This is a genomic window from Embleya sp. NPDC025285, from assembly GCF_055558835.1.
Map to the genome: position 1 here is coordinate 146,828 of NZ_JBVHLU010000014.1, position 11,903 is coordinate 158,730.

An 11,903-nucleotide genomic window follows, 5' to 3' on the forward strand; every position below is an offset into this window, starting at 1 on the left:
ACGGGAGCGCACGCGATCCGGCCTGTCCCGGCTCGCCGACGAGCGCTCAGCCGTACCCGTGCTCGTGCAGCCACTCGTCGCCGATCCCGAAGTGGTGCGCGACCTCGTGCACGACGGTCACCTCCACCTCCTCGACGACGTGTTCGTACGTCTCGCAGATCCGCAGGATGGGGTTGCGGTAGATGGTGATCCGGTCGGGCAGCACACCCGCGTACCAATCCCCACGCTCGGTGAGTGGGATGCCCTCGTAGAGGCCGAGCAGGTTGGTCCCGTGCTCGCCGTCGGGGGCCGGTTCGTCCTCGACGAAGATCGCCACGTTGTCCATGAGCTTGGTCAGCTCAGGCGGGATCCGGTCCAGGGCCTCGGCCACCAGTTCCTCGAACTCCTCGCGCGACATCTCCAGCACGCCCCCATTCTGCGGCCTCCGCGCCCACTCCGGGGGGTGCGTACGCGGGCCCGCGCGGGCCCCCGGCTATCTGTTTTGCAAGCGCCGCCGAAAACCCCGTATAGTTCGGGACGTCCCCGACGGCAACAAGACGCCGGACACGGCCAACAAGCCCCCATCGTCTAGTGGCCTAGGACGTCGCCCTTTCAAGGCGGTAGCACGGGTTCGAATCCCGTTGGGGGCACGCAACAAACCCCCTCGGGGGCCGCAACAAGCCGGACAGCCAGTACGGTAGGGTTCAACACGAAACACCGCGAGGGAAACCCGGGAAGCCGGGTGGAGATCGTAGAGGTCCTGTGGAGCAGTTTGGAGTGCTCGTCACCCTGTCAAGGTGAAGGCCGCGGGTTCAAATCCCGTCAGGACCGCAAGATGGAAAGATCGGGGCGCCGAAAGGCGCCCTGATCCATCGAGGCCAGGTAGCTCAGTTGGTACGAGCGTCCGACTGAAAATCGGAAGGTCGGCGGTTCGACCCCGCCCCTGGCCACCGCAGCCGGATACACCGACGCCCCAGACGGAATCCCGTCCGGGGCGTTCTTGCGTGTGCGGATCGCCGGCCGGATCCCCGCCCGGCCACCACGACGACCGGGACGCGAAGGTCGGCCGCGACGAACCGGCCCGGCAGGACTGACCCGCTCGGGTTCCGCCCGGGGCCCGAGCTCGTGTCCACGCCGCCCGCATGGGACTTCGTCGTGATACTTCGTCCATGAGCGCCGCGGACGATCCCGATCGGATGCCCACCCATCCCCCGCACGACGAGGCGATGGGGACGCGGCTGAACTGGCTGCGGGCGGCGGTGCTGGGCGCCAACGACGGGATCGTGTCCACGGCGGGCCTGGTGGTCGGGGTCGCCGGAGCCACCGACGAGCGCGCGCAGTTGCTCACCGCGGGGCTGGCCGGACTGCTCGCCGGGTCGATGTCGATGGCCGCCGGCGAATACGTCTCGGTGAGCACCCAGCGCGACGCGGAGCGGGCCGCGCTGGTCCAGGAGCGCCGCGAGCTGACCGACGAACCCGAGGCCGAACTCGACGAGTTGACCGGGCTGTACGAACAGCAGGGACTCACCCGGCGACTCGCGCGCGAGGTGGCCGAACAGCTCACCGCACACGACGCGCTCGCCGCGCACGCCCAGGTCGAGCTCAAGATCGACCCGGACGAACTGACCAACCCGTGGCATGCGGCCGGGGCCAGCTTCCTGGCCTTCACCGTCGGCGCACTGCTACCGCTGCTGGCGATCGTGCTGCCGCCCGCCTCGGCCCGACTGCCGATCACGGTGGCCGCCGTCCTGGTCGCCCTGGTGTTGTGCGGGTGGAGCGGCGCCCGGCTGGGCGGCGCGCCGCCGACCCGCGCGATCGTGCGCATCACCGCGGGCGGGGCACTGGCGATGGCGGTCACCTACGCGGTGGGCAGCCTGCTCGGCGCGAGCGGGATCTGACCCGGCCCGTCGCCGGGATCGCCGGGCGCCCGGCCCGCGCCTTCTCTCGAGCCGTGACACTGCGTACACACCCCCGCACTGGCAGCGCCCGCCCGTGCACTCCGCCGTGACGAGCGGTCCGCACCCGCGTCCCGCCGCGTCGAACGCACGGACATCGCGGGGGTCGGACATCACCGACACCGATCGACAAATCACCCCGGGCACGTCGAGGACTTCCCGGTTTCCCCCTCCCGGGGCCACCGTTGGCCCGCAGGTCTCGGTACCGTCCTCGGAGTCGGTCCACACCGGACCGTCACCGGCAGCCCTTCGAGCGGAGGACCCGTGGCCACCCCATCTCGCGCCACCAGGCTCGTGTCGTCAGGCTCGCGTCCGCAACGCAAGGGCGGCGTGAAGTCGACCGCGGTCGCGGCGACCCTGACGCTGACCCTCGCCGGCGCACTCACCGCGTGCGGGAGCGGCGGCGGCAAGAGCTCGGCGAAGAGCGGTTACGCCGAGGTCTGCGCGGACCGGACGCACAACGTGCGCGTCGACGACTTCCGCTGCCTGGGCCGCACCGACCCGAGTCTGTCCTGGTACTACGTGCCGCATTCGTGCGGGCAGACGCTCAGTCCGACCAGGGGTATGACACTCGTCTCCGGGCAGGGATCCTTCGATCGCCCGCGCAAGGGCAAGATCGAACGCGGCGGCTTCGGCTCGTGCCCGTCGAAGAGTTCAAGCTGACGCGGTGTCACATCCGGGGAGGGCCTGAGCCATGCGTCGTATACCCAGCACGCCTCGACCGGGCTGGAAGCCACTCGTCGAGTCGCAGGGACTGCTCTACGCGGCCTGGGAGGACGACGACGGCACGGAGGTGCCGTACTGGCACGAGGAGGCGTACTACGAGCTGACCCTCGACGAGGTCGACCGGCTCGAGGACGTCACCGAGGAACTGCACGAGATGTCCGTGGCCGCCGCCCGACACGTGATCGAGCGCGGTGACCTGACCGCGTTCGGCCTGCCCGACGAGGCCCGCGACTACCTGCGGATCACCCTGGAGGAGGAACACCCGAGCGTCTACGGGCGGTTCGATCTCGCGTGGGGCGGCGACGGGCGTGCGGCCAAGCTGCTCGAGTACAACGCGGACACCCCCACCGCGCTGATCGAGGCCTCCCTGGTCCAGTGGTACTGGTTGCGCGACTGCTTCCCCGAGCGCGACCAGTGGAACAGCCTGCACGAGCGACTCGTGCGCGCGTGGGGCCGGATCAAGCCCTATCTGCGCTCGGAGACGATGCACTTCGCGCACGTGGAGGGCACCGAGGACGAGGAGGAGTGGCTGCACACCGCCTACCTCCGGGACACCGCGACCGAGGCCGGGCTGACCACGATCGGTCTGGAGGTCGCCGAGATCGGCTGGGACAGCGAGCGGCTGCGCTTCGTGGACCTGGAGGAGCGGGGCATCGACACGATGTTCATGCTCTATCCGTGGGAGGACATGCTCGCCGAGCCGTTCGGGAAGCACCTGATCACCCACCCCCGGTCGTGCCTGTTCATCGAACCGGCGTGGAAGGCGATCCTGTCCAACAAGGCACTGCTCGCGGTGATGTGGGAGCTGTATCCCGGCCACCCGAACCTGCTGCCCGCCTTCCTGGACTCACCGCGCGGCATGGAGTCCTATGTGGCCAAGCCGCTGCACGGACGCGAGGGCGACGCGATCCGGATCGTCACGCCCGACGGCGAACACGTGCAGCCCGCCGAGGCGTACGGCGACGAGGGCTGGTGCTTCCAGGAGTACGTGCCGCTGCCCGACTTCGACGGCAACAAGCCCGTACTCGGCGCGTGGGTGGTGGACGGGAAGTCCGCCGGCGTCGGCATCCGCGAGTCCAGTGGTCCGGTCACCGACGGGTACGCCCGCTTCCTGCCGCACGTGATCGACGGCCCGGCGCCGGACGAGGACACCCGGCTCGCCTGGCTCGACGAGGACTGACCGGACACAGCGCGCGCACGCGTCCCCTGAACCCGGTCACCTTGCTCGCACACAGTCACGAAGGCCGGCGATTCGGCGGGATCCCGATCGCGGTGGATCGGCCCGGATCATCACTCAGCGTGGTCGATCGGCGATCGTTGGGCCGGGTCCGTCGAATCCCCCGACCCCGCGCGGTTCGGGTCCCCGCGACGCCCGCGGGCCCGGCCCGCGCATCCGCCGGGCCCGGCGCGGCGACCGCCCATCGACCCACCCGACGCGGCCCGGTGCCCCCGGCGTCGCTCACCGGCCCCGTGACGTCCGCGGAACCCCGGCCGACCGGGTCGCGGGCGCACCGGCCGGCGGACCCGGCCGACCGCCCTTCGACCGGCTCCCCGACGGAGAGGTTCGAACCACTGCCGTGAGCGGCCCGTCGAAGCACACACGGAGCCGGCATGTGACCAAGGTCACTGTTTTAAAGGGCGATGGTTTTCGTCGGCGGCCGGAAATCGACCGCGCATTCTATGTGATATTTTACTGGCCGCCGTCGGGAATCCCGGATGGAAGCGGCCGAGCGAGGCCCTCCGCAGCCCCCGACCGACCCGGATCCGACCGCGCCGCGGCCCCGGCACCCGCCCCGGAGCGACGCCGAACCGGCGTCCCAGCCGCTCCCCCCGCTCCCACCTCCTGCGACCGTGCAGACGCGGAGTGGGACTCACAGGCACGCGCGGGGCACTTCCGGGCGCACAAAAAGAGTGCTGCACCGGACCCGGCGGGATCCGGTGCAGCACTCAGGGGAAAAGCTTTTCGACGCAGCCCTCAGGCTTCGCTGCGCTGCTGCGGAATGCCCGCGAGCAGGGCGCGGACCTCCACCTCGCGGTAGCGACGGTGTCCGCCGAGCGTGCGGATCGACGTGAGCTTGCCGGCCTTGGCCCAGCGCGTCACCGTCTTGGGGTCGACGCGGAACATGCTGGCAACCTCGGCCGGCGTCAGCAGCGGCTCGGCATCAGGCGTACGAGCGGTCATGAGCGGCCTCCTCGGGAGAACCGAACCAACACGGTTCTTTCTTCAAATTCTGCACCTTGACCCACGATGTCCTAAATAGTTCACGAGGGCCAAGTCGGTTATAGGACGAACGGCTTGTCCTTCACAGTACAAGTACACCATCCGCCGCACCCGGTTGGTCAAACCGCCGGAATTGGCATCCCAGGGTTCAAGCCACGCGATCCCGAAGGACCAGGCATAGCGGACAGTCACATGACTGTGACGATGAGTCACTCGAGCCCGAACGACCCCTCGTGTCCACCCCGTCCCACCAGCAACGAAGTATCCCCGATGACTCGACCCGGCCAGACCGACTACATCTGGTTTGTCCTTTTCATCATATACGAACCATTCGCTGGCGTATGCACCCTGTTGTGAGTCGATCTCCGTCAACCTGGAGGACTGGGAGTCCCACAACTCGAACCAGCAGGTTGAGAGGCTTTCAGATCACGGGGTGACTGAACACGAAAGAGTGACGACGGTCACGCCGAAACTTCATGAAATGCGGACGCTTGCTCAGCTCGCGTGCTCCAGGGCACGTACCGATTGCCAACGCTCCGTAATCCTGCGGTAGGCGGCCGATGCTCGCGCTCCGTCACCGGAGCCCAGTGCGGCGATGCCCTCCGCGACGTCCGCGACCGAGTTCTCGGCGGCCGGATCGCCCGACCCGATCAGCCGCACCAGACCGCCGTAGTCCAGCTCGACCAGCGCGCGCGGATGGAACTCCTCCAGCCAGCGGCCCACGCTCTCCAGCCCGGTGATCAGCGCGCCGTCCCCGACCGTCTCGCGGAGCACCTTCAGCGCCCTGGCCACCCGCCGCCGGGCCTGCACCATCGGCGTGCGGTAGTAGAGCTCGCCCGGTCCCGCCGCCGCGCCCTCGGCCGCGGGCACCAGGACCCGCTCGTCCGGCGCGAACAGCACGAACCAGCGCACCGGGACGTGCCACGTGCTGCTGTGGATGTGCGGCTGCACGTCGGGATGCGCGGACTTCCAGCGCTCGTGCTCGACGTGGGCCTGGTCGATCACCAACCGCGGCCAGAACACGTCCAATACCGCCGCCGGATACTCCCGACGCAACTCGGCCAGCGCCGTCCAGCAGCGCAGCCGGGTCTGCCGCGGGCAGATCACCGTGACGCCGTCCAGGACGTGCACGTAGGCGTCCTCGCTCTCGTGCGGTGGCGCGATCACCGGAGGGGTGGCCAGGAGGTTCTCCAGGCCGCTCCGGTGCTCCTGCGCGGTCAGTCCGGCGGGCGAGGGCGCCTCGGGCGACGCGGGGGTGCCTGCGGGCTGTGTGGCGGCGTACGCGGCCCACCGCTCGCGTTCCGGTTCGGGAAACGCGGCAAGCGGCTCGTACACCCGCAGGTACGCCGCGTAGGGGGCAACCACCGAAGTCCGCACGAGGGAATCTTGGCACGTCGGGCGGGCCCCGACGTGGAGAAGGTCCAACCCGGTGATCCGCACGGGTTCTAGGCTTGAACCGCCGCGCAGATCCGCGCGGCACCAACGTCACCACGATCCCATGGAGTCACCACAGTGACCGACAGGATGGAAGGCCCCGACGGCACGACGTCGGGCCTGGTGTTCGGCAGGTCGACCGGCCACGAACAGGTCGTCTTCTGCCAGGACCGCGCGAGCGGCCTGCGCGCGATCATCGCGATCTACTCCAGTGCCCTGGGACCCGCCCTCGGCGGCACCAGGTTCCACCCCTACGAGAGCGAGGAGGAGGCCGTCGCGGACGTCCTCAACCTCTCCCGCGGCATGGCCTACAAGAACGCCCTCGCCGGACTCGACCACGGCGGCGGCAAGGCCGTGATCATCGGCGACCCGACCCGGGACAAGACCGAGGTGCTGCTGCGCGCCTACGGCCGCTTCGTCCAGTCCCTGGGTGGTCGCTACATCACCGCGTGCGACGTGGGCACCTACGTCGACGACATGGACGTGGTCGCCAAGGAGTGCGCCTACGTCACCGGCCGCTCCCCAGAGAACGGCGGCGCGGGCGACTCGTCCGTGCTGACCGCGTACGGGGTCTTCCAGGGCATGCTGGCGTCCGCCGAGCACCGCTGGGGCAGTCCGACGCTGCGCGGTCGCCGGGTGGGCGTGGCGGGCGTCGGGAAGGTCGGCCGGCACCTGGTCGGGCATCTGCTCGCGGACGGCGCCTCGGTGGTGATAACCGACGTCGACGAGCGCGCCGTGGCGCGGGTGCGGCACGAGCACCCCGAAGTGGACTTCGTCGCCGACACCGACACCCTGATCCGCCTCCCGGACCTGGACGTGTACGCGCCCTGCGCGCTCGGCGGCGCACTCGACGACGTCACCGTCCCGGTGCTGACCGCGGCCGTGGTGTGCGGCGCGGCCAACAACCAACTGGCGCATCCGGGCATCGAGAAGGCGCTCGCCGAGCGCGGCGTGCTCTACGCGCCGGACTACGTGGTGAACTCCGGCGGGGTGATCCAGGTGGCCGACGAGCGGCACGGATTCGACTTCGAGCGGGCCAAGCGCAAGGCCGGCGGCATCCGCGCGATCACCGCGAAGATCTTCGCGTCGGCCGAGGAGGAGGGCGTGCCACCGGTCGTCGCGGCGGACAGATTGGCCGAGCGGCGCATGGCGGATGTGGGCCGCCTGCGTGACATCTACCTCCAAACCTGACCGACACGGTATCGTCAGACCCGGCAAAGGACCCCAGATCAGGCCCCTGACCAGCCGGAACGACAGAGCCCGGTCGGGGTCCGAGCCCCGCTGTCACCCATGCGACGTACCGTCCGGCGGCGGAAGCAGGTACCGTTAATCCCCTACGGGCCGGTTCTCAAGCGTCATCGAACCGTCCCTGACTATGAACGCGTGTCAAGACCCGGGGCCGTGAGCCCCGTCGTTGAGGGGGTCGAGCCATGGGGCGCGGCCGGGCCAAGGCCAAGCAGACAAAGGTCGCCCGCCAGCTGAAGTACAACAGCGGCGGTACGGATCTGAGCCGTCTGGCTGAAGAGCTGGGCGCGTCGTCGCCAACCGACTTGCCGATCGGCAAGCCAGAGGTTGACGACGACACGAGTGAAGACGAGTTCGACGACCCCTACGCGGGGTATTCGGCTCGTTACAACGATGACGAGGACGAGGAAGACGACGGCCGATCGCGCCATCGTTGACGCCCCGCTCCTCTTCTTCGAGCACGGGAGACAACGCCCAATTCAGCCGGGGCGCCCGTGCGCTGTGACACCGCCCGGTCCGGGACCGAGTAGGACGACTACTCGACCCCGGGCCGTTTGGCGTGTTCGCGAACGCGCCCACGGAGGTACCGCCGTCCCGATCCGGGACGACGGCGACCGCCGCGGGTGCTTTCGTCATGCCCGGTGATCGCCGCTCAGTACGGCCCGGCCGGAGCCGGTGACGATGTCGCCCAGGACCCAGGCCGGCACGCCGCGCTCGGCGAGCACCGCCAGGGCCGCGTCGGCCGCGTCCGCGGCGACCACCGCGACCATGCCCACGCCCATGTTCAGCGTCTTCTCCAGTTCGGCGCGGGCCACGTCGCCGAGCGAGCCGACCAGGCCGAAGATCGGTGCCGGGGTCCAGGTCGAACGGTCCAGGCGGGCATCCAGGTGGGCCGGGAGCACGCGCGCCAGGTTGGCCTCCAGGCCGCCGCCGGTGACGTGCGAGAACGCGTGCACGTCGGTGCGTCGGGCCAGGTCGAGGCAGTCCAGCGAGTAGATCCGGGTCGGCTCCAGGAGTTCCGCGCCGAGGGTGCGGCCCAGTTCCGGCACGTCGCGGTCGAGCTTCCAGCCGGCGATGGTGAAGAACACGTGCCGGGCCAGCGAGTAGCCGTTGGAGTGCAGGCCGGAGGCGGCCATCGCGATCACCACGTCGCCCTCGCGCACCCGCTCCGCGCCGAGCAGGCCGTCGGCCTCCACGACGCCGGTGCCGGCGCCCGCGACGTCGTACTCGTTCGGGTCGAGCAGGCCGGGGTGTTCGGCCGTCTCGCCGCCGACCAGCGCGCAGCCGGCCAGCACGCAGCCCTCGGCAATGCCCTTGACGATCGCCGCGATGCGTTCGGGGACGACCTTGCCGGTGGCGATGTAGTCGGTCATGAACAGCGGCTCGGCACCGCACACGACCAGGTCGTCGACGACCATGCCGACCAGGTCGTGGCCGATCGTGTCGTGCTTGTCCATCGCCTGCGCGATGGCGACCTTGGTTCCCACCCCGTCGGTCGCGCTGGCCAGCAGGGGGCGTTCGTACCGCTTGAACGCGGACACGTCGAACAGGCCCGCGAAGCCGCCCAGGCCGCCGACGACCTCGGGCCGGGTGGCCTTGCCGACCCATTGCTTCATCAGCTCGACGGCGCGGTCACCGGCCTCGATGTCGACGCCGGCCGCGGCATAGGTCGCGGTACGGGGGGTGGGGGTGGACTGGTCGCTCACGGCGGCGGCCCTTTCGGGTCGGGTCGGTGGATCTTCTCGGGGCGCCCCGTCGCGGCCCCGGGTGGGGACGCGACGCGACGATCCGAAGGAGAGAACTCGGGGACTCGGCTGATCAGGGACGGCGGAGCGCGTCCTCGGCCCCGCCGCCGCCGAGGAGGGCCTGCACGCCGTCCACGTCGGTGCGGACGGTCTGCTCGATGCCTTCGAGGAGGTGCTTGCCCAGCCGCTCGGGGTCGGGCAGCTCGATCGGGTACTCCCCGTCGAAGCAGGCCCGGCAGAGCCGGTCCTTGGGGATGGTGGTCGCCTCGACCATCGCGTCGATCGAGATGTAGGCGAGCGAGTCGGCCCCGAGGGACTTGGCGATCTCGTCCACCGAGAGACCGTTGGCGATCAACTCGGCCCGGGTGGCGAAGTCGATGCCGAAGAAGCACGGCCACTTCACCGGCGGCGAGGAGATCCGCACGTGTACCTCGGCCGCGCCGGCCTCGCGCAACATCCGCACCAGCGCGCGCTGCGTGTTGCCGCGCACGATCGAGTCGTCGACGACGACCAGCCGCTTGCCCTGGATGACCTCGCGCAGCGGGTTGAGCTTGAGCCGGATGCCCAGTTGCCGGATGGTCTGGCTGGGCTGGATGAAGGTGCGACCCACGTAGGAGTTCTTGACCAGGCCGTTGCCGTACGGGATGCCCGACTGCTCGGCGTAGCCGATCGCGGCGGGGGTGCCGGATTCGGGGGTCGGCATGACCAGGTCGGCGTCGACTGGGAACTCCTGGGCGAGCCGTCGGCCCATCTCCACCCGGGACGCGTAGACGCCTCGGCCGGCGATCGTGGTGTCGGGGCGGGCCAGGTAGACGTACTCGAAGACGCAGCCCTTGGGCTTGGCCTCGGCGAACCGTCGGGTGCGCAGGCCGTGCTCGTCGACGGCGATCAGCTCGCCCGGTTCGATCTCGCGAATGAACGAGGCACCGACGATGTCGAGTGCGGCGGTCTCGCTCGCGACCACCCAGCCGCGCTCCAACCGACCGAGCACGAGGGGCCGGATGCCCTGGGGATCGCGCGCGGCGTAGAGCGTGGTCTCGTCCATGAAGACCAGCGAGAAGGCGCCCTTGACCTTGGGCAGCACCTGCATCGCGGTCTGTTCCAGGGACAGGTCCGGGCTGCCGGCCAGGAGCGAGGTCAGCAGATCGGTGTCGCTGCTGGCCTCGATCCGGCCCTGGTAGGGATAGTTGAGCTCGCCGCGATCGGGGCCTTGCTCGGCGACCAGACGGGACAGCTCACCCGTGTTGGTGAGGTTTCCGTTGTGGCCGAGCGCGATGCTGCCGGTCGCGGTGGCCCGGAAGGTCGGCTGGGCGTTCTCCCAGACCGACGAACCGGTGGTCGAGTAGCGGGCATGGCCGACGGCCATGTGCCCGCGGAGCGAACCCAGAGTGGTTTCGTCGAAGACCTGGGAAACCAGGCCCATGTCCTTGAAGACCAGGATCTGGGATCCGTTGCTCACAGCTATGCCGGCGGATTCCGTTCCGCGGTGCTGCAATGCGTAGAGACCGAAGTAGGTGAGTTTTGCGACCTCTTCGCCGGGGGCCCAAACGCCGAAGACGCCGCAGGCATCCTGCGGGCCCTTCTCGCCGGGGAAGAGATCGTGGTTGAGTCGTCCATCGCCACGTGGCACGTGATCGAGTCTACGACAGGGCCGGATCGGTCGCGGTTCACCCCATCAGTGGCAGGTATCCGGACAAGTCGCTGCGTTCTCCACTGGCCAGAACCCGACCGTCCTCGACCGCGTCCGCCCAGGTCAGGCGGCCGGTGGCGAGGCGGAGCCAGGTCCTGGGGTCGGTCTCGACCACGTTGGGCGGAACGCCCCGAGTGTGCCGGGGGCCTGTGACGCACTGCACTACGGCGAACGGCGGGACGCGGACCTCGACCGAGTGTCCGGGGGCCCTGGTCGCCAGCGCGTCGGCCAGCGCGCGGACCACGGTGCCCAGCGCGTGCCGGTCGTGCGGGAACGGCTCGCCGATCGCGCGTTCGAGGTCGTCGCAGTGCACGACGCCCTCCACCAGACGGGTCACCAGCATGTCGGCGACCCGCATCGGGCCGATCCGGGTGATGGTGATCCGGGTGTCCGGGACGCCGTCGAGGGCGGCGATCGCGTCGTCCACGAAGTCGGCGGGGGTGTGGCCGGCCTCGGCCATGTCGTCGGCGATGGCGGAGACCACCGCGGCGTACGCGGAGGTGCCGTTCGCCCACTGCTCGACGGTGATCGGGGGGCCGCCGGGGATCGGCTCGGCGAGCCAACGCGGCACCGCCTGCACGCTCGCGGCCAAGTGGCCGACCAGGTTGGCGGTGGACCAGCCGGTCAGCCCGGAGGGAGCCGCGAGTTGGGCCGGGGTCAGCCGGGACGTCACCTCCACCATCGCGTGCCACTGCGCGATCAGCGCGGCGCGCACCTTGACCGGGTCGACCTTGCGGGGGCGCGGGGCGGCGGGGCGGCTCGTCATGGGTGCAGATTAGAGGGCTCGATCGGGGACGAGTAGGCGATTCGTTTCTGCACCGATTCGCCGCGCGGGGGGGCGGGGGGGGGGGGGAAGTGATAACACCGCGGACGGAGGCACGCGAAGAGGGCTGGGAGAGCACCACCCC

The 11,903-nt window shown here is 70.0% G+C and carries 11 protein-coding genes and 3 tRNA genes; 8 read left to right on the forward strand and 6 right to left on the reverse strand.

Going from position 1 to position 11,903, the window contains the following annotated elements:
• Window positions 1-46: 46 nt before the first annotated feature.
• Entirely contained in the window at window positions 47-406 is a 360-nt protein-coding gene (locus ACZ4FV_RS12315; RefSeq protein WP_395864608.1) for a metallopeptidase family protein, read from the reverse strand.
• Between the two features lie 150 nt (window positions 407-556).
• Here ACZ4FV_RS12315 and ACZ4FV_RS12320 point away from each other — a divergent pair.
• From ACZ4FV_RS12320 to ACZ4FV_RS12345, 6 genes are all read left to right on the forward strand, one after another.
• A tRNA-Glu gene (locus tag ACZ4FV_RS12320) sits at window positions 557-629 on the forward strand.
• 106 nt (window positions 630-735) lie between these two features.
• Window positions 736-810: transfer RNA gene (locus tag ACZ4FV_RS12325), tRNA-Asp, on the forward strand.
• Between the two features lie 45 nt (window positions 811-855).
• Window positions 856-929: transfer RNA gene (locus ACZ4FV_RS12330), tRNA-Phe, on the forward strand.
• Window positions 930-1,148: 219 nt separating this feature from the next.
• Window positions 1,149-1,877: a VIT1/CCC1 transporter family protein gene (locus ACZ4FV_RS12335; RefSeq protein ID WP_395864610.1), complete on the forward strand. Its 729-nt coding sequence runs from the start codon at window positions 1,149-1,151 to the stop codon at window positions 1,875-1,877.
• A 321-nt stretch (window positions 1,878-2,198) separates the two neighbouring features.
• Window positions 2,199-2,597, forward strand: a complete 399-nt coding sequence (locus ACZ4FV_RS12340; protein WP_395864612.1) for a hypothetical protein — start codon at window positions 2,199-2,201, stop codon at window positions 2,595-2,597.
• A gap of 31 nt (window positions 2,598-2,628) precedes the next feature.
• A complete protein-coding gene (locus ACZ4FV_RS12345; RefSeq protein WP_395864614.1) occupies window positions 2,629-3,840 on the forward strand; it encodes a glutathionylspermidine synthase family protein in 1,212 nt (403 codons plus the stop codon).
• A gap of 795 nt (window positions 3,841-4,635) precedes the next feature.
• Here ACZ4FV_RS12345 and bldC read toward each other — a convergent pair.
• Window positions 4,636-4,842 (reverse strand): developmental transcriptional regulator BldC, encoded by a 207-nt coding sequence (gene bldC / locus ACZ4FV_RS12350; protein ID WP_020555617.1) that lies wholly within the window; start codon window positions 4,840-4,842, stop codon window positions 4,636-4,638.
• A gap of 534 nt (window positions 4,843-5,376) precedes the next feature.
• A complete protein-coding gene (locus ACZ4FV_RS12355; protein WP_395864616.1) occupies window positions 5,377-6,258 on the reverse strand; it encodes a DUF8083 family protein in 882 nt (293 codons plus the stop codon).
• A 147-nt stretch (window positions 6,259-6,405) separates the two neighbouring features.
• On the opposite strand from ACZ4FV_RS12355, the gene ACZ4FV_RS12360 reads away from it, so the two are divergent.
• On the forward strand, window positions 6,406-7,506 hold the full coding sequence (locus ACZ4FV_RS12360) for a Glu/Leu/Phe/Val family dehydrogenase (protein WP_395864731.1): 1,101 nt from the start codon (window positions 6,406-6,408) through the stop codon (window positions 7,504-7,506).
• Between the two features lie 239 nt (window positions 7,507-7,745).
• Entirely contained in the window at window positions 7,746-7,997 is a 252-nt protein-coding gene (locus ACZ4FV_RS12365; protein ID WP_020555620.1) for a DUF3073 domain-containing protein, read from the forward strand.
• Between the two features lie 195 nt (window positions 7,998-8,192).
• Here the strand turns inward: ACZ4FV_RS12365 and purM are convergent, their stop codons facing one another.
• The 3 genes from purM to ACZ4FV_RS12380 form a co-directional block, all read right to left on the reverse strand.
• Window positions 8,193-9,266: a phosphoribosylformylglycinamidine cyclo-ligase gene (purM, locus tag ACZ4FV_RS12370; protein ID WP_402235772.1), complete on the reverse strand. Its 1,074-nt coding sequence runs from the start codon at window positions 9,264-9,266 to the stop codon at window positions 8,193-8,195.
• 112 nt (window positions 9,267-9,378) lie between these two features.
• Window positions 9,379-10,935: an amidophosphoribosyltransferase gene (purF, locus tag ACZ4FV_RS12375; protein ID WP_395864620.1), complete on the reverse strand. Its 1,557-nt coding sequence runs from the start codon at window positions 10,933-10,935 to the stop codon at window positions 9,379-9,381.
• 37 nt (window positions 10,936-10,972) lie between these two features.
• Window positions 10,973-11,761 (reverse strand): maleylpyruvate isomerase family mycothiol-dependent enzyme, encoded by a 789-nt coding sequence (locus tag ACZ4FV_RS12380; protein ID WP_395864622.1) that lies wholly within the window; start codon window positions 11,759-11,761, stop codon window positions 10,973-10,975.
• Window positions 11,762-11,903: the final 142 nt, after the last annotated feature.

Bases quoted from the DNA above. Each gene is read 5' to 3' on its own strand.
- ACZ4FV_RS12380 (WP_395864622.1), bottom strand. From the start codon at position 11,761: ATGACGAGCCGCCCCGCCGCCCCGCGCCCCCGCAAGGTCGACCCGGTC.
- ACZ4FV_RS12345 (WP_395864614.1), top strand. From the start codon at position 2,629: ATGCGTCGTATACCCAGCACGCCTCGACCGGGCTGGAAGCCACTCGTC.
- ACZ4FV_RS12335 (WP_395864610.1), top strand. From the start codon at position 1,149: ATGAGCGCCGCGGACGATCCCGATCGGATGCCCACCCATCCCCCGCAC.
- ACZ4FV_RS12365 (WP_020555620.1), top strand. From the start codon at position 7,746: ATGGGGCGCGGCCGGGCCAAGGCCAAGCAGACAAAGGTCGCCCGCCAG.
- bldC (WP_020555617.1), bottom strand. From the start codon at position 4,842: ATGACCGCTCGTACGCCTGATGCCGAGCCGCTGCTGACGCCGGCCGAG.
- ACZ4FV_RS12360 (WP_395864731.1), top strand. From the start codon at position 6,406: ATGGAAGGCCCCGACGGCACGACGTCGGGCCTGGTGTTCGGCAGGTCG.